Source organism: Arthrobacter tecti, assembly GCF_054511355.1.
Window position 1 is genome coordinate 178,367 of record NZ_JBTNCT010000002.1, and the last position, 23,717, is coordinate 202,083.

The window sequence follows — 23,717 nt, forward strand, 5'->3', positions numbered from 1 at the left end:
TGGAGAGTCGATGCGTGCGGTCAGGAAGTCGGGGCTGTTCCCGTGGATCCGCGCACAATGAACTCCGGGCGGAACATGGTGGACGCAGGGCCGTCGTCGTCGGCCACTCCCTGAATCGCAGCGGCGACGATCGCCCGCTCATCCCACCCGAAGGTGCTCAACTGCGGGCTCACGAGCGGCGCAAGTTCGCTGTCGTCGAATCCCAGGATCGACACGTCACCCGGAATGGAAATGCCGAGCGACTGCGCAGCGCTGTAGGCGCCGAACGCAAGGGAATCGCCCAGGCAGAGCAGCGCCGTCGGACGCTGCGGGCGGGTCAGGAGGACCGATGCCGCCTCCGATGCGCCAGCCACCGAAGACCTCGAGGATTCCACCGCCACGCTGAGCCCCATCTCCGCACCGAGCTTCTCAACCAGCAGCTGCGCGGGCCTGCCCGGCGTGGAAGGCAACGACGGCGCCAACAGCCCAATGGAGTGATGCCCGGCCTCCGCGAGATGCCCAAGCGCGGTTCCGATTCCGTACTCGTTGTCGAAGAGCACGCACCTGGCATCCGGCCGCAGTGTGAGCGCGTCACCGATGGAGACCAGGCGGATGCGCTCGGGAACCTCCACCCAGTATTCGGCTGACGGGTCCACCGGAAGCACGATCGCGGCATCCAGCCGCTGTGCAGCCAGCGAGGCGAGGACTTCGCGTTCGCGCGCGGGCGAGGTGTCGACGTCGACAATCGCCGAGAACATGCCGCGCTCGTGCAGCGCCTGGGACAGCATCACCGCGAGTCCCTGCCGCCACAGGTCGCCCAGCGAACCGAGGATCGCAACATTCCCGGTGCGGCCGCCCGCAAGTGCGCGTGCAACCGGGTCAGCTGACCAGCCCAGCTCATCGGCGATGGCGCGAACGCGCGCAACTGTCTTCTCGGAGCCGCGCAGACCGCGCAGGGCGTAGGACGTAGCCGCCTTCGACAGGCCTGCAGCCTGGGCGACGTCGCGGAGGGTGGGCCGCTTGGGCTCCGTCACGGGGAAATCACGAGCCGCACCTAGCGGAGGCCGGTCTTGCGCTCAAGGGCGAGGGCAATCAGCTCATCGATAAGCTCCGTGTAGGTCAGCCCTGACTTCGCCCACATTTGCGGGTACATACTGATCGGGGTGAAGCCGGGCATGGTGTTGATCTCGTTGATGATCAGCTCGCCGGCCGGTGTGTAGAAGAAGTCCACGCGCGAGAGGCCCTCCGTGCCGAGGGCATCGAACGCCCGGGCAGCGAGTTCACGAACCCGCTCGGTCACATCCGGAGGCAGGTCCGCCGGGCAGCTCAGCTCGGCAGCGGACCCGTCCACATACTTGGCCTCGAAGTCATACCACTCATGCTCCCCCGGCTGCACGGCAATCTCGCCCGGGAGGCTGGTACGCGGGTCATTGGTGCCGCGGCCCTGCAGGACTGCCACCTCAATCTCCCGGCCAACAATCCCGGCCTCGACAATGACCTTGGGATCGAACTCGCGCGCAGCCTCCACGGCGGTCTCCAGCTCCGCCGGGGAGGTTGCGCGCGATATACCCATCGAGGAGCCGGCACGCGCAGGCTTCACGAACACCGGGAAGCCGAGCCGCGAGGCCCGCTCCAGGCTTACCGACCGGTCACGAGACCACTCGCGGTCGGTAATCACCTCGTAGGGACCAACACTCAGCCCCGCCGAGGCAAACACCACCTTCATGTAGTGCTTGTCCATGCCGACGGCGGACGCCAGCACACCGGCGCCAACGTACCGCACATCGGCCATCTCCAGCATGCCCTGCAACGTGCCGTCCTCACCGAACGGGCCGTGCAGCAACGGCAAAACCACGTCGACCTCACCCAGGCTCCGCGGCATCCGGTCGGACGAGGTGGCCACGAGTTCCTGGGCCTGGCCCTCGCCTTTAGCGGTTGCCAGCACCACCGACTCGGGTGAGGCGGGCACCTCCGGAAGCACCGAGGAGCGCAGCGACCACTGCGCCGGATCCGAGGAAACCAGCGACCACTGGCCGTTCTTCGCAATACCGACAGGGACGACGTCGTACTTGTTCCTGTCGATCGCGTCCAGGACGCCCGCGGCCGTCACACAGCTGACCGAATGCTCGCTCGAGCGCCCGCCGAACAGCACGAGGACACGGGGCTTGCCAGAAAAAGTCACAGTTCGCCTTCGGATTTCAGTTCGCGGGCCAGCAGGCGCGGGCCGAGGTCGTGTACCGACAGGTTGCCCTGCAGCACGGCAACAACACTAGCGGTGATCGGCATATCGACGCGCAGTTGACGCGCGAGGTCCAACACGGCCTGCGCGGACTTGATGCCCTCGGCGGTCTGGTTCATATGCGCGGTAACTTCATCGAGCGTGAGGCCCTGGCCGAGCAGGCGGCCCGCCGTATGGTTCCGTGACAGCGAGGACGAGCAGGTGGCGATCAGGTCCCCCATACCGGCGAGCCCCGCCATCGTCTCCGCCTCCGCGCCGAGGGCCACGGCGAGGCGGGTGGTCTCGGCGAGCCCGCGCGTGATGACCGAGGCCTTGGTATTGTCACCCATCTGTTTGCCCTCGCAGATGCCCACAGCCAACGCGATCACGTTCTTCACGATCCCACCGATTTCCACGCCAACCACGTCCGTGTTGGTGTAGGGCCGGAAGTACGACGCCGTGCAGGCAGCCGCAATCCATGTAGCCACCTCGGGGTCCGGGCAGGCCACAACGGACGCCGTGGGCTCCTGCCGCGCGATCTCCATGGCGAGGTTCGGACCGGAAACCACGGCGATGCGCTCCGCAGGCAGGCCCAACTCACCGGCGATCACCTGGCTCATGCGGTCATCCGTGCCCACCTCGAGGCCCTTCATGAGGGAAACGACGACGGCGTCAGGCGACATCAGCGGCTTCCACCCACCCAGCTGGGACCGCAGCGACTGGGCGGGAACTGCGATCACCACAAGCTCGACATCCGCCAGCACGGCCGCGACATCCGCAGAGCACGTGATGTTCCCGGGCAAAACCGTATCGGCCAGATACTGGCTGTTGGTGTGCCGGGTGTTGACTTCCTCAGCGATGTCCTCGCGGCGCGCCCACAGCCGTACCTGCGTGCCGTGCCGCTTCCCGGCGTCGGCAAGCACCTTGGCGAACGTGGTCCCCCAACTGCCGGCACCCAGGACGGCGACGACGGCGGGAGGACGACGCGTCACTGAGCCTCACCCTGAGGGGTCTCGAAGTTTCGCCCGGTCCGCTTCTGCTTCTTTGCGGCCGGGTCCCAGCGCTCGGTGGGCGGGGTCTTCCCACGCAGCTCGGCAACCAGCGCCGTCAAATCCTCCATGATGCGTTCCGTTGCCGCATCCAACGTGCTCCGGGTAATCGGGCCACCCTGGAACTCCGAGAGATCCACGGGCTTGCCCACCAGCACGCGGGAGGTCTTGCGCGGGAACAGATAGAGCCGCTTGGCGTAGCGCGGGAAAACCTCGTGCGCTCCCCAGTGGGCGATCGGGACCACAGGCGCGCCGGTCTGGAGGGCCAGGCGGGCGGCGCCGGTCCGGCCCTTCATCGGCCACATGTCCGGGTCCCGCGTCAGCGTCCCTTCCGGGTAGATGATGATCCCGCCGCCCGCCTCGATTACCTCTTTGGCGATATCGAGGGAGCGGTTGGCTCCCGCCGTCGTCCGCTCGACCGGCACCTGCAGGGTGGCACGCAGTGCGGCCCCGACCACGGGAACCTTGAACAGCGACGCCTTGGCGAGGAAGTGCGGGAGTACCTTGTTGTTGTAGAGGAAATGGCCGACCACCACGGGATCGATCTCGGTGACGTGATTTGGGCACACGATGAACCCGGTGCTGCGCGGCAGGTTCTCGGCGCCCTTCCATTCCTTGGACATCATGGCGTTCATGAGCGGCCGAAGAATGGTGGCGAGCACCGCGAACGTCGCACGCGAGGAGAAAGGTTCCTTCATACTGGTTGGCCCACCGCCGCGGCTAGCGGCCGGTCCCGGAGGTGGCGTTCTGTGCGGCGTCGTCAATCTGCGCTACGTCGAAATCCGCGCCAAGGCCCTCGAGCTTGTCCTGGAAGCGCTCGTACCCGCGGTTGATCAGCTCGATGCCGGTCACCCGCGAGGTTCCGTTGGCTGCCAGCGCCGCGATGAGGTGGCTGAAGCCGCCGCGGAGGTCCGGCACATCGATGTCGGTTCCGCGCAGCTGCACCGGGCCGGAAATGACGGCCGAGTGCAGGAAGTTACGCTGCCCGAACCGGCACGGCACGCTGCCGAGGCATTCGCGGTGCACCTGGATGTTGGCGCCCATGCGGACCAGGGCATCGGTGAAGCCGAACCGGTTCTCATACACGGTCTCGTGGACAATCGAAACGCCCTCGGCCTGCGTCAGCGCGACCACGAGCGGCTGCTGCCAGTCAGTCATGAAGCCGGGGTGAACGTCCGTCTCGAGGACGAGCGGCGAGAGCTTGCCGCCCGGGTGGTAGAAGCGGATGCCGTCGTCGTTCACGTCAAACGCGCCGCCGATCTTGCGGTACGTATTCAGAAACGCGGTGAGGTCCAGCTGGCGGGCCCCCTCAACGTAGATGTCCCCCCGTGTGACCAGTGCGGCCGAGGCCCAGGAGGCTGTCTCATTGCGGTCCGAAATGGCCTTGTGGTTGAAGCCGGCAAGTTCCTTGACGCCCTCGATCCGGATGGTGCGGTCAGTCTGGACGGCGATGATGGCGCCCATCTTCTGCAGCACGGCAATGAGGTCCATGATCTCCGGCTCGACGGCGGCGCCCCTCAGCTCGGTGATGCCCTCGGCGCGCGTTGCGGTCAGCAGGACCTGCTCCGTGGCACCCACGCTGGGGTACGGCAGCTCGAGCTTGGCGCCGTGCAGTCCCTTCGGGGCGGAGATGGAGATGCCACCGGGCCGCTTGTCGACGACGGCACCGAAGTTCCGCAACACCTGCAGGTGGTAGTCGATGGGGCGATCGCCGATCTTGCAGCCGCCGAGGTCCGGGATGAACGCTTCGCCGATGCTGTGCATCAAAGGACCGCAGAAAAGGATGGGAATGCGCGAATCCCCTGCGTGCGCGTCGATGTCCTTCGACGCGGCCATCTTGGCGTTCGCGGGGTCCATGGTGAGATCCCCGGTCACCTCATCCTTGGTCACCTCAACGCCGTGCAGCTTCAGCAAGCTGGTGACGACGTCTACGTCCTTGATCTCCGGTACGTTCCGAAGCACCGACGGCGCGTTGCCCAGCAGGGCCGCGACCATTGCTTTCGGCACCAGGTTCTTGGCGCCGCGGACGGTCACCTTGCCTGCGAGAGGGACACCACCACGGATTGTCAGAACGCTACCCATGAACACCTAATTTCCTTCAACGTGTAAGCCCCAACAGCAGATAAGACTCCTGCTAAGCATAGGAGCTACTGTTACCAGACTGAAATACCGGCGGGTCCCAGGATGGGATCGTGTTGCACCATGTTGTGCCCGCCTGGGAGTTCAAACGGCCCGGCTACGCAGAGAATTCCGGATACGTGGGTGATCTTCCTTGCACCCGGAAATTCGGCTAGGTGCGGGCGGGCAGGGTGGTCGGCTTGAAACTCGGCCGCTCCGCTTCAAACGCCGTGATGGATTCCTCGTGGCGCAGGGTCAGCCCGATGTCATCAAGGCCCTCTAAAAGGCGCCAGCGCGTGTAGTCATCGATCTGGAACGGGGCGACGATGGAGCCGCACGTCACCAGGCGGGCTTCAAGGTCCACGGTGATCTCGGTTCCCGGATGGTTCTCGAGTTCCTTCCAGATCAGCTCGATGTCGTCCTGCGCGAGCTGGGCCGCAACCAGGCCCTGCTTACCGGAGTTGCCGCGGAAGATGTCAGCGAACCTGGAGGACAGGACAGCCCGGAAGCCGAAGTCCTTCAAAGCCCAGACTGCGTGCTCGCGGGAAGAGCCGGTGCCGAAGTCCGGTCCGGCAACGAGTACCGATCCACGGTTGAACGGTTCGGTGTTCAGGATGAAGTTCTCATCCTTGCGCCAGGCCGCGAAAAGTGCGTCCTCGAAACCGGTGCGGGTGATCCGCTTCAGGTAGACGGCGGGGATGATTTGGTCAGTATCCACGTTGCTTTGCCGCAGTGGAACGCCGATCCCGGTATGCGTGGTGATCTTTTCCATTTTTGCTCCTCGTTTAGCGATCGAGTCAGCAGAAATGACTAGGTTTGGGCCGACTTCCTAGTCATTTCTGCTGAGTCGATGGGAATTAGGCGGCGTGGCTGGCTGAATCATCGGCGCGCAGTGCAGCGCCGGGTGGTACGGGCTCGAGGTCACTGGGCGAACTCAGGGTGCCGCGCACCGCCGTCGCGGCCGCAACAACGGGCGAGACGAGGTGCGTGCGCCCGCCCTTGCCCTGCCTGCCCTCGAAGTTGCGGTTCGACGTCGATGCACACCGCTCCCCCGGCGCCAGCTGGTCCGGGTTCATGCCCAGGCACATCGAGCAGCCGGCAAAACGCCATTCGGCGCCGAAGTCCTTGAACACCTTGTCAAGCCCCTCGGCCTCGGCTTCGAGCCGGACGCGTGCGGATCCCGGGACCACCATCATGCGGATATTCGGGTCCTTCTGGCGGCCCCGGATGATGTCCGCGGCCAGTCGCAGGTCTTCCACCCGGCTGTTGGTGCAGGAACCGAGGAATACGGTGTCCACCCGGATGTCCTTCATAGGCGTGCCGGCTTCGAGGGCCATGTAGTCGAGGGCACGCTTGCACGCGGCCTTCTCATTCTCGTCCGCGAAATCCTCGGGCGAGGGCACGGACTGGCTGAGCGAGACGCCCTGGCCCGGGTTGGTGCCCCACGTGACAAAGGGCTCGAGTTCACTGGCGTCGAGGAACACCTCCGCGTCGAACACGGCGTCGTCGTCGGTCCGCAGGGTGCGCCAGTTCTCAACGGCGGCATCCCAGTCAGCCCCCTCCGGAGCGTGTGCGCGGCCTTTGAGGTATTCGAACGTGATGTCATCCGGGGCCACCATTCCGGCGCGTGCCCCGGCCTCGATCGACATGTTGCAGATGGTCATGCGTGCATCCATGGACAGGGCGCGGATCGCTGAGCCGCGGTACTCCAGGACGTAGCCCTGGCCGCCGCCGGTGCCGATCTTCGCGATCACGGCGAGGATGATGTCCTTCGACGTCACACCGGGCTTCAACGTGCCCTCGACGTTGATGGCCATGGTCTTGAACGGGTTGAGCGAGAGCGTCTGGGTAGCCATGACGTGCTCAACCTCGGAGGTTCCGATACCCATTGCCAGGGCACCGAACGCGCCGTGGGTGGAGGTGTGGGAGTCACCGCAGACAACCGTGAGGCCGGGCTGGGTGAGGCCGAGCTGCGGACCGATGATGTGCACAATGCCCTGCTGCGCGTCGCCCAGCGAATGCAGCCGGATACCGAATTCCTTGCAGTTCGAACGCAGCGTCTCGATCTGCGTGCGGCTGGTCAGGTCCGCGATCGGCTTGTCAATGTCGATGGTGGGGGTGTTGTGGTCCTCGGTGGCGATTGTCAGGTCAGGACGGCGCACCGGCCGTCCTGCCAGCCGCAGGCCCTCGAAGGCCTGGGGGGACGTGACCTCGTGGACGAGGTGAAGGTCGATGTAGAGCAGGTCCGGCTGCGCCTGGCCACCCACAACCTCACCCTTGCGCACAATATGCGATTCCCAGACTTTTTCTGCGAGCGTCTTGCCCATGGCCGGTTCCTCCGCGTGCCTTTGATCAGATCTTCCATTAACTGAAGCAGCCGCACGGCTTCGTGCGCTACCCGGACTACTTGCGTCTCAGATAATGAGACGGCAATATCAAGTTATGGACAATTCTAGTGGCGTTGGCGTGATTGATAAAGCGGCTCTTGTGCTCGATGCGCTCGAGGCGGGGCCAACAACCCTCGCACAGCTGGTGGTTTCCACCGGCCTCGCCCGCCCAACGGTTCACCGGCTCGCGCTTGCCCTGGTGCACCACCGCCTGGTCAGCCGTGACATCCAGGGACGGTTTGTGCTCGGCAGCCGCCTCGTTGAGCTTGCCTCGGCGGCCGGTGAGGACCGCCTGATCGCCTCCGCCGGGCCCATCCTCCTCCAGCTGCGCGACGCCACCGGCGAAAGCGCCCAGCTCTACCGCCGCCAGGGCGATGCCCGCGTCTGCGTCGCTTCCGCTGAACGCCCCATCGGGTTGCGGGACACCATCCCCGTTGGCACCCAGCTGTCCATGAAGGCCGGTTCCGCTGCCCAGTGCCTGCTGGCCTGGGAAGACCATGACCGGCTGCTCAAGGGTCTGCAGAGTGCCCGATATACGCCCACCGTCCTTGCTGGAGTACGACGGCGGGGCTGGGCTCAGAGCCTCGGCGAACGCGAGGCGGGGGTTGCCTCGGTCTCGGCGCCGGTACGCGGCCCGTCCGGCCGGGTGATCGCCGCCGTCTCAATATCCGGACCGATCGAACGCCTCACCCGCCAACCCGGGCGGATCCACGCCGAAGTGGTGGTGAACGCCGCACTGCAGCTGACCAACGCCGTCGGGAAATCAGCGGAGTAGCCGGGGGAACTTTCGTGCAGCTGTGGCGACATTCCAGCGCCTGAAGTCACCAGAGCTGCACGAAAGTTCCGGGTTTAGAGTGGGCTTCATGAGCGATTACGCGGTGTTCCTCCGGGGCGTGAACGTTGGCGGTGTCACCATCAAGTCGGCGGATCTCAAGCAGACAATGGCTGCGCTGCCCGTCACGAATGTCAAGACCCTCCTGGCCTCCGGCAACGTGGTCTGCAGCAGCGATCTGGCTCCCACCGAGCTGAAATCCGCCGCCGAGCAGGCCCTACGGACGCGCTTCGGCTACGAAGCGTGGGTGGTGGTGCTCGATGCCGATGCGGTATCCCGGATAGTCTCCGAATGCCCCTTCCCGGCTGACGACCCGACCACCCACACCTACCTCACACTCTTCTCGGACCCCGCTGTCCTCGCAGAGCTCGTCAAGTTCGCGGGCACCATCAACGAACCGGTGCACCCCCTGGGGACCGTCGCCGCCGCATGGCAGTCTCCCAAGGGCCAGACCCTCGAAAGTCCCCTGAACGCCTTCACTAACAAGGCCCGCTTCAAAAGCGCAACCACCACGCGCAACATCCGGACCATGCAGAAAGTGCTCGCGGCGCTCGTACGCTGATCAGCGCTTCGCTGCTTCTTCCACGGCACGGGTGAATGCGTTGTAGCGTTCAACTTCGGCCGCCACAGGCGCCACCGCCCCTGCGTCGGAGGCCCCGCTGATCGAGGCGACCAGCCGCCGTCGTACGCGTCTACCCCGCCGCTGCGCGCCGATTCGGGCCAGTGCCGCGCACAGAATGCCCAGGGCGATTCCCGCCGCCACTCCCCCGAGCGCCAGCAGCGTGGGCACCGGGATTCCCTCGACCCGGGGTGAGGGTGGAACCGGGAGCTGCAGGAATCCCAGGCCCGCCAGGACGCCCAGCCAGCCGATTCCGACCACCATCGCGGCCAGGAACAGCCACTGAACCACCCCGGCTACCGGCCACCACCACGCGCGGGATCCGGAGGTGAAGTCGGTCTTCGCTACGGCGTCATCGAGGCTATCGAGGAGTTCCGGCTCGGAGCTCCTCGCGGCATCCCGGATCGCCGTCCGCCAGGGTTCCACCGCACCGTTGGAGCTTTCCTCGCCGAAGTTCCGCAGCGCACGGTCGACCGCTGCGCGCTGTGCAGGGCCGGGTTCCGGCAGCGAGGTCCTGCCGATGAATTGCTGCACATCGCTGCGGCGGAGGTTCAGCTGCCGCAGCGGATCCGCGCGAAGCCGCCCCAGCCACCGGGTGACCGGCCAGCCGGTCTCTGCGTGGGCATCCCGGCGATAGGAGCGCACGACGGCGTCAATCACCGCGTCGGCGCCGGCAGCACCCGCGAGCCGGTCGGCGAGGGCAGTCCGCACCATCTTGGAAGGGGCCTGCAGCTCGGCGCCGGTAAATTCCTGAAGCGAGGCAACGGCTACGTCGGCGTCCGCAGAGAGCCGCCCGGTCGCAGCCTCCTTCTTCCGCACGATCGCGCGGACATCCTCAGCAATTGATTGCAGTCCCTGGCCGGTGACAGCCGACACCGGGTGCACTGTCACGGAGCCCAGCCCCTCAGCGGCGAGGATCTGCCTCAGTGAACCGGTCACCTCATCAAGCTCATCCTCCGCCAGCCGGTCCGCCTGGTTAAGAGCAACGAGCGTCACCGCCCCATGGGTAGCCAGCGGATCCAGAAAGTCGTGATGGAGTGCGGCGTCGGCGTACTTCTGCGGATCGGCGATCCAGAGCAGCACGTCCACCTGGCCTGCCAACCGCTCGACGATCACCCGGTGACCGCGTTCCGTTGAGTCGAAGTCCGGGAGGTCCAGGAGGATGAGCCCGCCGTCGGCATCCGCGCGACTGCCGTTCACGCCGGGAAGGAGGGCTGCGCCGTCGGGCATGACATGACGGTTCTGCACTTCGAGCCAGTCCAGCAGGTCCGAGCTGCCGTCCTCGCCCCAGATCACGGCGAGCGGTTCGGCGGTGGTGGGGCGGCGCGCAGCCACCCGCGCCAGGTCAGTTCCGGTGAGCGCGTTGAGCAGCGACGATTTCCCGCTTCCAGTGGGCCCGAACAGCCCGACGACGGTGTGCCCCGAGGAAAGGGACCGCCGCGTGCTCGCCCTGTCGAGCACCCCGTACAGTTGCTGCAGCTCGTGTGCATCGATGCGTCCAACAGCGAGTTCACGCGCAGTATTCAGCGATTCCAGGCGAGTTGCCAGGCGTGCCTGCCGCTGCGATTCCGACCTCTCCCCCCGATGCCGGCTCACCGCTCACCCTCCCGATTGCAGCCGTCCTCAAGGTTTTGCCCCTGAGGTGGCTCAGAGGCCAGATCTTCGGCCACGGTGCGCCGCTCGGACAGAGTCGCCGCGAGCGCGCGGAGGTCGGCAGGCAGTGGTTCGCCGGAGGCAATTCCGAGGAGGTCGATGAAACGCTCACGCTCCGCCGTCAACAGCTTCTCGCAGCGCTTGTGCAGTTGGTCCCGAGCAGTCCTGGTCAGGCGCCGCACGGCATCCTCACCGAAGATGGCTTCGAGCAGTTTCTGCCCGACGACGGCGGAACCGCCGGCAATCAGCACCTCGCCTCCCGTGAGGCCCGCCGTGGAGGCAAACACCACAATCATGAGCGCAACCGCCACGCCGTTGACCCCGAAAGACAGCATCCGTGCGGCGAACCGCTTGTTTGCTCCCTCGGATCGGACAAGTTCCAACAGGTCCTTCTGCCAGGCCCGGATCTCGCGTGCAACCTTGTCGGTGAAATCCGGTGACATCGGCTCCGCGTCTCCTGCCAGCAGCGCCCGGCCGGCAGCTTCGGCCCGCCAGAGACGGCGGGTCTGATCCGCGGCCTTCGCTGCTTCCTCGACAATGACGGTCTGCAGTCCGCTCTCGATGGCCGTCTCTACGGTGACCGCCCTCGGCGGCTTGCCGCTGAGGTAGCCGCCGATCCGGTCCCGGATCCGTCCCACGCGCGATTCCAGACCGCGCATGAATTCGCCTGTACCCACGAAGTCCTGCCAGCGGGCCAGCACCTCACCGCGTAACAGTGTGCCGTCCTTGGTCGATTCGAGCACTGCCGCGAGGGCGCCGTCGTACGCTTTCCTGGCGGTTTCCCGCAACCGTAACGCGGCCTCTTCCTGATCATCGAGTGCGCCCGCGAGGCCGTCCACCCTGCGCCCGAGTGCCCGCACAGCACCTTCGACCGTCCGACGTGCGATTTCCCTGCGCCCCTCGGCATCAGCGGCAATCGCCTGCAGCCACCGCCGCAGCGGGTCGATCGATTCACCAGGAAGCATTCCGAGCGGGTCCAGCCGCTCCTCCGGGATCACGAAGATCGGCGCGTGGCCGAGTTGCTCGGCCGCCAGCAGCGTATGGAGATCCTCGCGCACCTCCTCCTCGACGCCGTGCGGCACCCGGTCCAGCACGACCGCGAGCAGGATGTCCCGCTGCGCCGCCTCCCGCAGCAACTCCCAGGGAACGGCGTCAGCATAGCGGTTGGCCGTGGTCACGAACAGCCACAGATCCGCAGCGGCGAGCAACTGGGATGCGAGGCGCCGGTTCTCGTCCGCGATCGAGTCAATGTCCGGCGCATCGAGCAGGGCAAGGCCCAGCGGGATCATCGCGTCCGGCTGAAGCCGCAGTTGGGCCGCGCTTCCGGCGTCGTGATACGTGCCCACGCGGGAGGCCGGAACCGGGTCCGCCTCAGGATGAACGACGACGACGCGCTGCCGGGACAGCGTCGGCAGCACGCGGTCGTCAGCGAACCAGTGTCCTTCGGCCGGATGGTGAAGAAGGATGGGCTGTCGCGTGGTGGGCCGGATCGCCCCGGAGCGGGTGAGCGGGTGGCCCACGAGGGCGTTCACCAGTGTTGACTTGCCGGCACCCGTTGAGCCGCCGACCACCGCAAGCAGCGGCGCATCAAGGCTCTGCACGCGGGGCAAGATGTAGTCATCCAACTGCGCCACGGCGGCGGCCGTTTCCCGCCGGGCACCAGCGGAGCCGGGAAATTCAAGTGGAAAAGTGACGCTGTCCAGGATTTCCCGGAGGCGACCGAGCAGGACGGGAAGCCCCGCGGCATCGGATTCCGGCGGCGAGACAGTCATGATCCCATCATGCCAGCTCCCGCCCGGAGTCTGTGGGCCCGCATCGACTCTCCTCAAATGGTGCTTCCAAACCGATTCAACCCGCTGAGAACAACCGTTTGAGGAGAGTCGATGCAACGGGAGAGGTGGGGCGTTAAAAACGTTCCGCCCCAACCGCAATGGTTGAGGCGGAACCGTTGTGACCCCAGCGGGATTCGAACCCGCGTTACCGCCGTGAGAGGGCAGCGTACTAGGCCGCTATACGATGGGGCCAGACTTTGTGTTTGCCGGTTTCCCGCCAAACGAGCTAGATGATTCTTTCACATCCGACGCTGTGCGCCAAACTGAAACCGACCAAATTTATCCGAACCATCTACCTAAACGGTCCGCACAAATTGTGCTGATTTACAGCGCTGGGGTACCAGGACTCGAACCTAGAATGTTGGTACCAGAAACCAGTGTGTTGCCAATTACACCATACCCCAATGGCACTTTTCGGAGGTTTTCCTGTGCTTTGCAGCAGGCCAATCCCGTCCGCGCCGAGATAAAACTTTACCGGATTTCCTGCACGAACTGCAAAACGTGCGCAAGCGAGGTGATGCGCCGCCCCTTGAACCCTTCAACACCGGTGTGTAGCCCACGGTCCAGCCAAATCCCCACGAGCCCGGCCGCATCCGCCCCCTCCGCATCGATGGCGGGATTGTCCCCGACATAGAGCGTTGCGGACGGACTTGTGCCGAGCCTGCGGGCGCCTTCAAGGTAGATCGCCGGATCCGGCTTCGCGACGCCAACCGCGTCAATTCCAACCAGCGCCGCCACACACTCCAGCCCGGCCTTGTCCAGCTTCGCGCGCTGATAGTCATGCACGTTGTTACTGACGGCGCCGTAGGGGATGCCGACCTCGTCCAGCGCGTCCAGGAGGGGGACGACGTCGTCGTACGGTTTGAAATGCAGCGGCAGGATCGCCTCATAGGCGCTGTTCCACCGGTGCGCTGACTCACCCTCCAACGGTTCGGTGACGAAGGACGCCTGGGCATGCCGGGCCCGCCTGACGCGCTGCTCGGTGAACGTGAGTTCTCCAGCGAGGTACTGGTTGTAATAACCATGCGGATCACGGGTGTAGAGCCGCTTGTACTCTGCCCACTCGGCTTCGCTTAGATGCGCGAGGGTTTCCGCACCGACGTGGTGCAGGGTGCGGCCCATCGCGGTTTCGAGGTCCACGAGGGTGTCATCGATATCAAACAGGACGCCCTCGACGGCGTGCATCTCATTCACTGCGAAGCGCCCGGACCCGTGCCAGCGACGAGTCCTTGCCGAGGATCACCATGGATTCAAACAGTGGCGGTGAGATCTTCCGGCCCGAGACAGCGGTCCGGACGGGACCGAAGGCCACGCGGGGCTTCATCCCAAGCTCTTCAACGAGTGCATGACGCAGCGCCGCCTGGATGTTCTCTGCCGTCCACTCCTCCACAGGTTCGAGGGCCTTGAGTGCAGCTTCCAGCACCTCCGCATAGTTTGCGGGCAGGCCCTTTCGGGCGTCCTCGGCAACCGTGATCTCGGCGTCGGACCTGAACAGGAAACCGAGCATCTCCGGCGCCTCGCCAAGCAGCGTGATGCGTTCCTGGATAAGCGGCGCAGCGTCGGTGAGGATCTGCAGTTCGCTGGTGCCGAGCGTCTGCCCAAGCAATCCCGCCGACTGGAGGTACGGAACCAACCGCATCCTGAAATCTTCCGGATCCAGCAGACGCACGTGGGAACCGTTGATCGCCTCAGCCTTCTTCACGTCGAAGCGCGCGGGATTGGCCAGCACATCATGGATGTCGAACTTCTCGACTAGTTCATCGACAGTGAAAATGTCTTCATCCGCACTCAGTGACCAGCCCAGGAGCGAGAGGTAGTTCAGCAGCCCCTCACGGATGAATCCGCGTTCCCGGTGCAGGAAAAGGTTTGACTCGGGATCACGTTTGGACAGCTTCTTGTTGCCCTGTCCCATCACGTACGGTAGGTGCCCGAACAAGGGCATGTATCGGGCCACCCCAATGTCAATCAGCGCGCGGTACAGGGCCACCTGTCTGGGGGTCGAGGAGAGCAGATCCTCGCCGCGCAGCACGTGCGTAATACCCATGAGGGCGTCGTCCACCGGATTCACCAGCGTGTACAGCGGTGCACCGTTTGCCCGCACGACGGCGAAATCCGGAACACTGCCGGCGGCGAAGGTGATCTCCCCGCGGACGAGGTCATTGAAGGTGATGTCCTCATCCGGCATGCGGAGGCGGAGCACGGGCTGACGTCCCTCGGTTGTGTAGGACGCCTTCTGCTCATCGGTGAGGTTGCGATCGAAGTTGTCGTAGCCAAGCTTTACGTCACGGCCTGAGGCACGATGCCGCTCCTCCACCTCATCCGGTGTGGAGTAGGACTCATACAGGTGACCTGCCGCCATCAGCTTGGCGATGAGGTCCTGATAGATCTCGCTGCGCTGGGACTGCCGGTAAGGACCGTGCGGTCCGCCTACCTCGACGCCTTCGTCCCAGTCGATGCCAAGCCATTTCAGCCCATCGAGCAACTGCTGGTAGCTCTCTTCACTGTCCCGGGCGGCGTCAGTGTCCTCGATCCGGAAAACCATGGTTCCGCCGGTGTGCCGGGCATAGGCCCAGTTGAAGAGCGCAGTGCGGATGAGACCAACGTGCGGCACGCCGGTCGGCGACGGGCAGAAGCGCACCCGAACCGGGGTTTCGGCAGTGACGGTGGGGAGATCGGCAAGAGGGAGATCAGCAGTAGTCATGATGGATCCCAGTCTACTGTCCAGCCGTCAGCGCCCATCCGCCGAACGCAACCGCCGCCACGGCCGCGCCCACCACCGTCGTCGTTCGAAGTGAGGTGTGTGGGCGGAAATAACGCAGTCCGAAGGCCGCTATAGCCCCGAACCCCGCAGCCGCCAGCGCGGACACGAGGACCTGCGGTCCATCGAGGATGCGCACGGAACGGGCTGCGACAAACAGTCCCCCACATACCGCTACGGCGACAAGCCAATCACGACGACGACGCCAGCCACGGCGCGATGACAGTAGCCCTGAGCGCATCATCGGGACGAGTCAGCGCCGCGCGGGGTTGGACAGACGCCCGATGCCTTCGATCTCAACCTCGTACCGCTGGCCGTCGCTGATCAGCCCCACGCCGGCCGGCGTACCGGTCAGGATGAGGTCCCCTGGCAAGAGAGTGAAGGCCTGTGAGACGTAAGCTACGAGCTCACGGACGCCCCAGATCATTTGGTCCGTGGAGCCGTCCTGGCGGAGTTCGCCGTCGAGCCAGCCGCGCACCGCGAGATTCTCCGTGTCGAGTTCCGTCTCGATCCATGGGCCGATTGGGCAGGAAGTGTCAAAGCCCTTGGCACGCGCCCATTGGTTGTCCGTCTTCTGAATGTCGCGGGCGGTGAGGTCATTGGCGCAGGTGTAACCGAACACGACGTCATCAACCCGCTCCAGCGGGACGTCCTTGCAGATTCGGCCGATGACCACAGCCAGTTCCGACTCGTAGGAAATCTCCTCAGAGAACGATGGGAGAACAATCGGATCCCCGGGCCCGATCACCGACGTATTCGGTTTGAGGAACATCAACGGTGCCGGCGGGACCTCATTACCCAGTTCCCGTGCGTGCTCTGCGTAATTCCGTCCGATGCCGATGACCTTGCTGCGGGGAATAACGGGGGCAAGCAACCGGACATCCTCCAGCTTGTGCCGTGCGCCCGTGGCCTGGATGCCGCCGTAGAAAGGATCGCCGCTGATGACAGCGAGTTCCTCTTCCCCCTCGGGTCCCTCCACAACACCGAACGTAGGGTCATCATTGAAAACAAACCGGGCTATACGCATTTCCCTAGGCTAATACACGGCCGGCAACCGCAAGCGGAAAACACGAAGGGCCGTCCGGGAAGCGCACCTGCGTTTCCCGGACGGCCCTGATAGTGATGGAGGACTGGCTAGTGTGGCCAGTTATCGATCATGATGCTGTAGGTGGTTCCGCCGCCCTTCGGGGCATACGTGGCCGGAGCCTTGCCGTCCTTCGCGACGGCGGCCGAGCCGCCTCCGACGACGAGCGCAGCGGTGACGAGCAGTACTGCCGACAGTTTCCTCATTACGTGTTCCCCATTTCTCTAGGAGTGCGCAGAGTCACATCGCTGCGGTTGACTCAGTATACGATTCAATACGAAAAAGCAACACCCCTTAGTATCTCTGCTTTTCGCACTGTTTAGCGGGTCGTTTTCCGCATAAACTCGGGGCAGTCGCGCACGCTGCGTGATCATCGCCGGTCGAAGGCGTATCTAGAACGATGGAGGGACCACAGTGGCAGCAGCACGGCGGTCGGGCGATCTGGTGATGCATGAGCTGCGCGCCCGCGAAGCTTGGAGCCAGCGGGATTACAGCGTGGCAAGGAACATCGCAGCAACCGCCGTCGAACTCGCTATTGAGGCCGAGGATCATCATGCCTGGTGGAACATGACCTTCCTGCAGGCCGAATGTTTCCGGGAAGAAGGTCTGCTCGAAGAAGCGCTCGAGATTGGCCGGACCCTCGGGAGTAACAGCCTCACCCTGGGATCAGATGCCCTCCTGGCACGCATCCACACGCTCATCGCGGTTTGCTTGCAGGGGCTCGGACACCTAGACCAGGCCGTCACGGACGCACAAATCGCAGTGGATAGTTCTGCCCGTGTGGATGGGGCGCCGGAACTTCAGATCGATGCCCACCACGCGCTGATTGCGGCGCTGGCGGAAAGCGACCGGCTTGACGACGCCTGGACCACCTGTCTTGGCCTCTCCACCCTCATTACCCCTGGAGTCCACGCCCAGACGGCGGGCAAGGCGTATTGGGCGGTTGGAAACGTCGCATTCATGCGGCACCAGGTCGACGACGGCACCCGCTTCCACCGCCTGGCTGCTGAACAACTCTCACCCAACAACGATCTCGAGCTGTGGGCCCACTTCAACCGAGCTTCGGCCGCCCTGCGCCTCACCGCCGGAGTGGTGGATGCAGAAACACTCGAATGCATCGAGCGTGCGGAGGTCGCAAGCAGCATTGTTGGCGGCACAGAACGCGATCAGCTGCAGCTATCCCTTACGCGGTCACATTGGCTTTTGCTGACGGGTCAGCTGAACGCAGCCATCGAGCGGCTCCGACCGATCTGTGCGGAAGGCTCAGTCCTCTCCAAACAGACCGAGGGAGAAGCGAACCTCCTGCTGGGCCAGGCGCTGGTCGCGCGGGACGAGGAACTGGAAGCCCTTGCACACTTCGAAACCAGTGAACAGTGCTTCGAGCACGCCGGCGCCCACGACCGAGCGGCACATGTGCGCGAAATCGTCGCAGGCATGCGGGTCTGACCTGCGCGGGAAACGCCGTTAAAAGAGCTGACCGTGGAGAACAGGATTTCTGTTCTCCGCGGTCGGCTGATGGTTTACGAAGCCGTACTGGTTAGTCTGGCCAGTCGCCTACACGGGTAGTGGTGTACGTGCGGTCAGGCCAGTCGCCAACTTTGGTTGTAGTGGTGCGGTCCGGCCAGTCGCCAACCTTCGCGGCCTGAGCAGCCGTGCCGCCCCCAACCAGAAGCAGCGCAGTCAGCAACAGTGTTGCGGAGACTCTCTTCATGCTTGTTCCCTTAGTCATCTCGATGGACGCGGAAGGCCGATTGCCTTCAACGTTGCACAGCCCCTTCAGTATATGGAGCGCTCTCAAGTAACCCGGTACGCAAAGTCTCATCTTTTCCGCAGTTTTTACGGCCGTTATGGAATCAGAGCGTCTTTAACCTCATTCTTGTGTTTAACCTCATTCTTGTGTCTTAGGGTGCCCGAAGCTGACAGAATAAGGTCGGGGGCAACCACAAGAGCACCATTGAAGTGAGGGCCATGAGTCAAGTCCAGGAACCCGGCGAGCACGTTTTCCTCGAGCTTCGCGCCCGCGACGCCTGGTCCCAGCGCGACTACCAGTCGGCTCGCCGGATCGCGCGGGAAGCACAGGACGCCGCCGAGGCAGATGGCGATGACAATGCGCGATGGAACATGGCGTTTCTGCAGGCGGAATGCATAAAGAAGGACGGCGCCTTTCAAGAGGCACAGTCTGTGGCAGTGTCTTTACGCGAGGATCCACTCACTCTGCGTTACCCCGACCTCGCCGCTCGAGTTTCCGTATTCTTGGCGGGCACAATGCAGGGGCAGGGCAGCCTGGCCGAGGCAGCTCAGGAAGCCCGGTACGCAGTTACGATGGCGAGCAGGGCCGCCGATTCACCTGAGCTTCGCATTGGAGCCCAGCACGCCCTCATCGCTGCCCTCGCTGAAAGCGACCGGGTTGAGGAGGCCTGGCAGGAATGCCTTCACCTCGCAGACCTCATTACACCCGAGGTCAATTCTCAAACGGCAGGCAAGGCGTACTGGGTAATCGGGAATGTGGCATATCTGCGCCGGGACTCCGCCACCGGCACTGATTACCATCGCCGCGCTGCGGACAACCTGTCGCCGTCGAACGATCTTGATCTCTGGGCACGTTTTAATCGCGCTTCAGCGGCGAAGCGTCTCGCCGGCGGCGTCGTCGAGCCCGAGACGCTCGAATGCATCGAGCGGGCCGAGATGGCGGCGTCGATTGTCGGTGGAAGTGAACGCGACAAGCTTGAACTCTCCCTGACCCGCGCCCATTGGCTGTTCCTTACGGGCCAGTACGATGCCGCCGTCGAACGCCTTCGCCCTATCTGCCAGGCGTCGGAACTGCTCGCCAGCCAGACGGCAGCCGAGGCGTACATGCTGCTGGGGCAGGCTCTGGCCCGCTCAGGCGATTCCCTCGAAGGGTTGTTCCAGCTCGAGAAGAGCCAGGAACTGTTCCGCCAGTCAGGATCGCCGGACCGCGAGGCACACGTAGGGAATCTGATCGAGGATCTTCACCGCTCCGCCAACCTCTAACCGGACCAAACTCACTGAAGTTCTTCGAGCAGGTCCTTCACTTCTTCGCTGGAGAACTTCCGCCACGGCGAGGAGTCCGAAGCCTGCAATGCGGCCTCCGGGCTGTCGCTGCGGTTCCACCACTTCGCCTCGAAGACATGGCCGTCGAACAGTATCCGGTCGCCCTTCTCGTAGACCTTCTCGGCATCCCAACCCGGGTAGGTCTCAGGCGGGGCCGTCACCACGGGAAGGGGCTTCTCCCCCGGCAGCACCGGGCCGATCAGCGTCCAGGGAGTCTCCGCGGCCTGCAAAACCGGGTTGTCCGGAACGTCGCCGGTGGTCCAGTATTTCGCCGCGTACACCTTCCCACGCCACACCACGCGATCCTCGGCAACGTAGGTGGCTTCCTCCGACCAGATGGGATACGGGCTGGTCTCCGGGTCATCAGCGATCGGCTCAGGCGTCGCTTCAGGGGTTGTGGGCACCGAGTTCAGCGTTGCGGCGCGCCCCTCGAACCCCGCACCCAGCAGTTCGGCGAACAGCATGCCGTCCTGCTCAATTCCGCTGCAGCTGTCTGAGACCACTGAGACATCACCGTAGTTGTCGCTGCACGTCGCATCGCGGTTCAGGGACCACATGGACATGCGGCCAACTCCCGTATCCACGGCGAAAGTGTTGAAGGCGGCCGCGGCCTCCAGGTCGAAGACCTCCGCCGGAACGTCGTTCTGTCCGATCATCGGTGTCAGGCCGATCTTCTTCCAGAGGGTCTGCGGACCAAGGCTGGTGCCTGCGCGGTCATAGAGCACGCCAAGCTGGGAGTGGGTGGCACGGGCCGCAGCGATGGACGCATCGAGCTGGGACACGCCGGCTTCCCTGCTTCCGCCATAGTCCATGGTCATGATGTTCACGCCCGCAAGATCCACGCCGCCGTCGAGCATCGCGGTCACTGCATCGGTGCCCCCAACAGTCAGGCCCGACGGCGCAACCGGGAGCGTCAACCACACGTTCAGTGGTTCGCCGTCGGAACGTCGCTCCTCCTGGAGCAGCGCCACGGCCTCAGCCCGGCGCGTGGCGGCTTCGGCGTCGGCCAGGTCCTCGCCCTCGATGTCCAGGTCGATCGTGGTCAGGTCATAACGCTCAACGACGGTCCGGTAGGCAGCGGCCAGCTGCCGGACGTCGGTGCAGGTCCGGGCGAGCTCGTCATTGAGCAGTCCTCCAAATGACACCGCAACCTCACCTCCATCCTGGGTGAGGCGCGCAATCCGGCGATCGAGGTCCAGTTCAGTCTGTGCTTCGTCGAGAGAATAGGCTGCACCCCAGGACGGCGTGCAGCCGTCCTCGGGATCCGCCACGATGAAGGACAGCACAACGCTTCTGCCCTGCTCAGAGGCGGGCTGTTCGAACGGGTAAAGCGGCGTGGCGGTCGCATCGACGTAACCGGCGAACCAGGACCCACCGCCGGCGGCAGCACGGACATCCTCGAAACGGTTCCACCCCACGACGGTGGACACAACCAATGCACCGGTGATGGCAGCGACTATGGAAAGCCGGACCGGCGAAAGCCGGCGGCCGGGAAAACGTTTGGACATGGGTCCCCCAGGTACGAGACCGTTCGAACGGGAACGGTGTGCCGTATCGTAACGCCCCTGATGACCCGGAACAAAATGGTGGTACTATTTCGTCCGTCACACGCTGCAGCGCCGGGCCGTCACCTTGGCGCATTCACGTGCGGCGCGCCGTTCGAGCAGGACCGTCACCTGCCCTGATGCGGCAATCACACACATCAGGGCCATCCGATGGGGAGGTCCTTCGAGCAGGTGGGGGGCGGATGCAACAGAATGTTTCCGTAACTGCTTCCGTGGATACCGTTTCGGCGGAGTCCACCGGAGGAACGCGGCGTCGTCAGTGGGGATCGGAGAAGCGCTCGGAGCCGCTCTCCATAGTGCATCCCCAACCATCGCGCCGAAAGATCGCGCTCGGCCGGTTGGGCATCGCCGTCACCGTGCTCGGGTGGACCGCCTACGTCATTTCCACCGTCCTGCGGGAGCTTTCCGAGAACCCTTCGGGTGACTTCAGGTTCCAGCTTGAAGCGGTGTTCTACCTGGTGGTCGTCACCTTCCTGACCTTCTCCGCCCTCATGTACCTCCTCGCACGGCAGGGCGCGCTCTACCGCTTCCGTGACCACCGCCGGGTGCCGCGCGGCGAACTTGACCGCCACTTCGCGGATTACACCCACGGCATCACCGTGCTGGTGCCCTCCTACGCGGAAGAGCCTGCTGTTGTCCGGGCGACGCTGTGGTCTGCGGCGCTTCAGGAATTCCCCGACCTGCGGGTGACCCTCCTGCTTGACGATCCCCCTCACCCCACGGATCCGCTGATCCGGGCCCGACTGGAGGCCACCCGCGCGCTGGCCGGTGATATCGAGCGTCAGCTGCTGCAACCCGCCATGCGGTTCGAAGCCGCGCTGGCCGGCTTCCGTGAACGCCTCCAGGCAGAGTCAACGCACGACGACGAACTCCCTCGCCTGATCGCGGAGTACGAGGCAGCAGCGGCCTGGCTGGAAACCATGGCCGAGAACGAGGCCGTGGCTGACCACGTCGATGAATTCTTCGTTGACCTGGTGCTGATGGGCCTCGCCCGCGAACTGCGCCTGAGCATTCTTGCCCTCAAAGCTGCGCTTGCGCAGGGATCATCACCGGATCCTGACCGGATGATCGAGCTCTACGTGAGGCTTCAGCGGATCTTCGCGGTGCGGGTGGATACCTTCGAGCGCAAGCTGTACGCGTCACTCTCGCACGAAGCCAACAAGGCGATGAACCTGAATGCGTACATCTCCCTCATGGGAGGCCGGTGGCGCAAGGAAAAGGCAGCCAACGGCGTCGTACTCCGGCCCGCAACCGAGCCGCACGTCGACGACCTCGACATCCCGGACTCAACCTACCTGTTGACGCTCGACGCCGACTCCCTGCTCCTGCGCGATTACTGTCTCCGTCTCGTCCACCTTCTCGAGACACCCGGCAACGAGCGCGTCGCGGTTACCCAGACCCCGTACTCGTCCTTCCGCGGCGCGCCAACGCGGATCGAGCGGGTGGCGGGGGCAACAACCGACATTCAGCACATCCTGCACCAGGGAATGAGCTACTACGGCGCAACCTTCTGGGTGGGCGCCAACGCCGTCATCCGGAAGCGTGCGATCGAGGACATCGTGGAGGTGGAAAACGTCGGCGGCTTCGACATCAAGACCTATATCCAGGACCGGACCGTCATCGAGGACACCGAGTCGAGCGTGGACCTGGGCGCGCACGGCTGGACGCTCGTCAACTACCCCGAGCGGCTCAGCTACAGCGCCACTCCGCCTGACTTCGGCTCGCTCGTGGTCCAACGGCGACGGTGGGCCAACGGTGGGCTGCTGATCGTGCCGAAACTGTGGAACCAGTTACGTGAACGAAGGCACCGGCGCGAACGGATCCTCTTCCGCGAAGTACTGCTGCGCGTCAACTACATGGCCTCCATCGCATGGGCGAGCTTCGGTCTGCTTTTCCTGCTCGCCTACCCCTACGACAGCCGCCTGCTCAGCCCACTGGTGTTTGTCGCCGCACTCCCCTACTTCCTCGCCATGGGCAGCGACCTGCGAGACTGCGGTCACCGCTTCAGCGACATCTTCCGCATCTACGGCTTCAACATCGTGCTCCTGCCCGTGAACCTTGCCGGAGTTCTCAAATCCATCCAGCAGGCGTTCACCGGGGAGAAGATCCCGTTCGTGCGCACGCCGAAGGTGAAGGACCGCACGGCTGCTCCCGCGCTCTACGTGGTGGTTCCATTCCTCATCGTCGCCTTCTCGCTGTTCACTGTCTGGCGCGATGTAGTGAGCGAAAACTGGGTCAACGCCGGTTTTGCGGCCCTGAACGCACTGCTCGCTTTCTACGCCATCCGCGCGTACATCGGCCTGAAGAACTCGCTTGTTGACACGGTGCTGGGCGTCCTGAACTGGCTGTACGTGGAGCCCAGGAAGCCCCGCCAGGAGGAATCACCGGTGGTCCAGAAGGCCCCGGAGGAAGCTGATTGGGAAGCCATTCTCTACCACGGTGACCGGAGACTGAACCGCGACATGCGTGGAAGCAACGACCGCCGTCGTCGTATTTCTGTACGTTAGTTCCGTAGGACCAAACCCCGCGTCATACCCCGGCGCATCAGGAA

General features: G+C 64.4%; 21 protein-coding genes and 2 tRNA genes. 5 read left to right on the top strand and 18 right to left on the bottom strand.

The annotated features are described in order from the left end of the window. Positions 1-20: 20 nt before the first annotated feature. From ACX80C_RS03275 to leuC, 7 genes are all read right to left on the bottom strand, one after another. Positions 21-1,013, bottom strand: coding sequence for a LacI family DNA-binding transcriptional regulator (locus tag ACX80C_RS03275; protein WP_459324802.1), 993 nt, complete (start codon positions 1,011-1,013; stop codon positions 21-23). Positions 1,014-1,033: 20 nt separating this feature from the next. Continuing rightward, positions 1,034-2,176, bottom strand: coding sequence for a D-alanine--D-alanine ligase family protein (locus ACX80C_RS03280; protein WP_459325088.1), 1,143 nt, complete (start codon positions 2,174-2,176; stop codon positions 1,034-1,036). Further along, entirely contained in the window at positions 2,158-3,189 is a 1,032-nt protein-coding gene (locus ACX80C_RS03285; protein ID WP_459324803.1) for an NAD(P)H-dependent glycerol-3-phosphate dehydrogenase, read from the bottom strand. The genes ACX80C_RS03280 and ACX80C_RS03285 overlap by 19 nt, the downstream gene beginning before the upstream one ends. Continuing rightward, complete coding sequence (locus ACX80C_RS03290; protein WP_459324804.1) at positions 3,186-3,944, bottom strand: lysophospholipid acyltransferase family protein; 759 nt, start codon at positions 3,942-3,944, stop codon at positions 3,186-3,188. The genes ACX80C_RS03285 and ACX80C_RS03290 overlap by 4 nt, the downstream gene beginning before the upstream one ends. A 22-nt stretch (positions 3,945-3,966) precedes the next feature. Further along, positions 3,967-5,328, bottom strand: a complete 1,362-nt coding sequence (gene murA, locus ACX80C_RS03295) for a UDP-N-acetylglucosamine 1-carboxyvinyltransferase (protein WP_167993451.1) — start codon at positions 5,326-5,328, stop codon at positions 3,967-3,969. 208 nt (positions 5,329-5,536) lie between these two features. Then, positions 5,537-6,136 carry a 3-isopropylmalate dehydratase small subunit gene (leuD, locus tag ACX80C_RS03300; RefSeq protein ID WP_167993452.1) on the bottom strand — a complete coding sequence of 200 codons (600 nt, stop codon included), beginning with the start codon at positions 6,134-6,136 and terminating at the stop codon, positions 5,537-5,539. A gap of 85 nt (positions 6,137-6,221) precedes the next feature. After that, positions 6,222-7,691 carry a 3-isopropylmalate dehydratase large subunit gene (gene leuC / locus ACX80C_RS03305; protein WP_459324805.1) on the bottom strand — a complete coding sequence of 490 codons (1,470 nt, stop codon included), beginning with the start codon at positions 7,689-7,691 and terminating at the stop codon, positions 6,222-6,224. Positions 7,692-7,806: 115 nt separating this feature from the next. Between leuC and ACX80C_RS03310 the strand changes: the two genes are divergently transcribed. Beyond that, positions 7,807-8,526, top strand: coding sequence for an IclR family transcriptional regulator (locus ACX80C_RS03310; protein ID WP_459324806.1), 720 nt, complete (start codon positions 7,807-7,809; stop codon positions 8,524-8,526). 88 nt (positions 8,527-8,614) lie between these two features. Further along, the gene (locus tag ACX80C_RS03315; RefSeq protein WP_459324807.1) at positions 8,615-9,145 is read left to right on the top strand and encodes a DUF1697 domain-containing protein; all 531 of its coding nucleotides are present in this window, start codon (positions 8,615-8,617) and stop codon (positions 9,143-9,145) included. Here ACX80C_RS03315 and ACX80C_RS03320 read toward each other — a convergent pair whose 3' ends face one another. The 9 genes from ACX80C_RS03320 to ACX80C_RS03360 all read right to left on the bottom strand — a co-directional run bounded on the left by ACX80C_RS03320 (position 9,146) and on the right by ACX80C_RS03360 (position 16,735). Then, positions 9,146-10,798: a GTPase gene (locus ACX80C_RS03320; protein ID WP_459324808.1), complete on the bottom strand. Its 1,653-nt coding sequence runs from the start codon at positions 10,796-10,798 to the stop codon at positions 9,146-9,148. It lies immediately after the preceding gene. Further along, on the bottom strand, positions 10,795-12,627 hold the full coding sequence (locus ACX80C_RS03325; RefSeq protein ID WP_459324810.1) for a dynamin family protein: 1,833 nt from the start codon (positions 12,625-12,627) through the stop codon (positions 10,795-10,797). The genes ACX80C_RS03320 and ACX80C_RS03325 overlap by 4 nt, the downstream gene beginning before the upstream one ends. 179 nt (positions 12,628-12,806) lie before the next feature. After that, positions 12,807-12,879, bottom strand: a tRNA-Glu gene (locus tag ACX80C_RS03330). A gap of 140 nt (positions 12,880-13,019) precedes the next feature. Continuing rightward, positions 13,020-13,091, bottom strand: a tRNA-Gln gene (locus tag ACX80C_RS03335). Between the two features lie 67 nt (positions 13,092-13,158). Next, positions 13,159-13,872 (bottom strand): HAD family hydrolase, encoded by a 714-nt coding sequence (locus ACX80C_RS03340; RefSeq protein WP_459325089.1) that lies wholly within the window; start codon positions 13,870-13,872, stop codon positions 13,159-13,161. Between the two features lies 1 nt (position 13,873). After that, a complete protein-coding gene (gltX, locus tag ACX80C_RS03345) occupies positions 13,874-15,388 on the bottom strand; it encodes a glutamate--tRNA ligase (RefSeq protein ID WP_459324811.1) in 1,515 nt (504 codons plus the stop codon). 13 nt (positions 15,389-15,401) lie between these two features. After that, a complete protein-coding gene (locus tag ACX80C_RS03350) occupies positions 15,402-15,689 on the bottom strand; it encodes a hypothetical protein (protein ID WP_459324813.1) in 288 nt (95 codons plus the stop codon). Between the two features lie 9 nt (positions 15,690-15,698). Then, positions 15,699-16,472 (bottom strand): fumarylacetoacetate hydrolase family protein, encoded by a 774-nt coding sequence (locus ACX80C_RS03355; protein ID WP_459324814.1) that lies wholly within the window; start codon positions 16,470-16,472, stop codon positions 15,699-15,701. A 107-nt stretch (positions 16,473-16,579) separates the two neighbouring features. Further along, complete coding sequence (locus tag ACX80C_RS03360) at positions 16,580-16,735, bottom strand: hypothetical protein (protein ID WP_459324815.1); 156 nt, start codon at positions 16,733-16,735, stop codon at positions 16,580-16,582. A gap of 208 nt (positions 16,736-16,943) precedes the next feature. On the opposite strand from ACX80C_RS03360, the gene ACX80C_RS03365 reads away from it, so the two are divergent. Continuing rightward, a complete protein-coding gene (locus ACX80C_RS03365) occupies positions 16,944-17,975 on the top strand; it encodes a hypothetical protein (protein WP_459324816.1) in 1,032 nt (343 codons plus the stop codon). A gap of 91 nt (positions 17,976-18,066) precedes the next feature. Here the strand turns inward: ACX80C_RS03365 and ACX80C_RS03370 are convergent, their stop codons facing one another. Then, complete coding sequence (locus ACX80C_RS03370) at positions 18,067-18,240, bottom strand: hypothetical protein (RefSeq protein WP_459324817.1); 174 nt, start codon at positions 18,238-18,240, stop codon at positions 18,067-18,069. Positions 18,241-18,497: 257 nt separating this feature from the next. On the opposite strand from ACX80C_RS03370, the gene ACX80C_RS03375 reads away from it, so the two are divergent. Beyond that, entirely contained in the window at positions 18,498-19,541 is a 1,044-nt protein-coding gene (locus ACX80C_RS03375) for a hypothetical protein (protein WP_459324819.1), read from the top strand. A gap of 11 nt (positions 19,542-19,552) precedes the next feature. Here the strand turns inward: ACX80C_RS03375 and ACX80C_RS03380 are convergent, their stop codons facing one another. Then, positions 19,553-21,109, bottom strand: a complete 1,557-nt coding sequence (locus tag ACX80C_RS03380; protein ID WP_459324820.1) for a chitinase — start codon at positions 21,107-21,109, stop codon at positions 19,553-19,555. A gap of 239 nt (positions 21,110-21,348) precedes the next feature. Between ACX80C_RS03380 and ACX80C_RS03385 the strand changes: the two genes are divergently transcribed. Further along, positions 21,349-23,673 carry a glycosyltransferase family 2 protein gene (locus ACX80C_RS03385; protein WP_459324821.1) on the top strand — a complete coding sequence of 775 codons (2,325 nt, stop codon included), beginning with the start codon at positions 21,349-21,351 and terminating at the stop codon, positions 23,671-23,673. Positions 23,674-23,717: the final 44 nt, after the last annotated feature.

What these genes read in the sequence shown, in the direction of transcription:
- leuC (WP_459324805.1), bottom strand. Translation starts at nt 7,691, where the DNA reads ATGGGCAAGACGCTCGCAGAAAAAGTCTGGGAATCGCATATTGTGCGC.
- ACX80C_RS03350 (WP_459324813.1), bottom strand. Translation starts at nt 15,689, where the DNA reads ATGATGCGCTCAGGGCTACTGTCATCGCGCCGTGGCTGGCGTCGTCGT.
- murA (WP_167993451.1), bottom strand. Translation starts at nt 5,328, where the DNA reads ATGGGTAGCGTTCTGACAATCCGTGGTGGTGTCCCTCTCGCAGGCAAG.
- ACX80C_RS03360 (WP_459324815.1), bottom strand. Translation starts at nt 16,735, where the DNA reads ATGAGGAAACTGTCGGCAGTACTGCTCGTCACCGCTGCGCTCGTCGTC.
- ACX80C_RS03375 (WP_459324819.1), top strand. Translation starts at nt 18,498, where the DNA reads ATGAGTCAAGTCCAGGAACCCGGCGAGCACGTTTTCCTCGAGCTTCGC.
- ACX80C_RS03310 (WP_459324806.1), top strand. Translation starts at nt 7,807, where the DNA reads ATGGACAATTCTAGTGGCGTTGGCGTGATTGATAAAGCGGCTCTTGTG.
- ACX80C_RS03355 (WP_459324814.1), bottom strand. Translation starts at nt 16,472, where the DNA reads ATGCGTATAGCCCGGTTTGTTTTCAATGATGACCCTACGTTCGGTGTT.
- ACX80C_RS03290 (WP_459324804.1), bottom strand. Translation starts at nt 3,944, where the DNA reads ATGAAGGAACCTTTCTCCTCGCGTGCGACGTTCGCGGTGCTCGCCACC.
- ACX80C_RS03340 (WP_459325089.1), bottom strand. Translation starts at nt 13,872, where the DNA reads ATGCACGCCGTCGAGGGCGTCCTGTTTGATATCGATGACACCCTCGTG.
- gltX (WP_459324811.1), bottom strand. Translation starts at nt 15,388, where the DNA reads ATGACTACTGCTGATCTCCCTCTTGCCGATCTCCCCACCGTCACTGCC.
- ACX80C_RS03385 (WP_459324821.1), top strand. Translation starts at nt 21,349, where the DNA reads ATGCAACAGAATGTTTCCGTAACTGCTTCCGTGGATACCGTTTCGGCG.
- ACX80C_RS03315 (WP_459324807.1), top strand. Translation starts at nt 8,615, where the DNA reads ATGAGCGATTACGCGGTGTTCCTCCGGGGCGTGAACGTTGGCGGTGTC.
- ACX80C_RS03380 (WP_459324820.1), bottom strand. Translation starts at nt 21,109, where the DNA reads ATGTCCAAACGTTTTCCCGGCCGCCGGCTTTCGCCGGTCCGGCTTTCC.
- ACX80C_RS03325 (WP_459324810.1), bottom strand. Translation starts at nt 12,627, where the DNA reads ATGACTGTCTCGCCGCCGGAATCCGATGCCGCGGGGCTTCCCGTCCTG.
- ACX80C_RS03370 (WP_459324817.1), bottom strand. Translation starts at nt 18,240, where the DNA reads ATGAAGAGAGTCTCCGCAACACTGTTGCTGACTGCGCTGCTTCTGGTT.
- leuD (WP_167993452.1), bottom strand. Translation starts at nt 6,136, where the DNA reads ATGGAAAAGATCACCACGCATACCGGGATCGGCGTTCCACTGCGGCAA.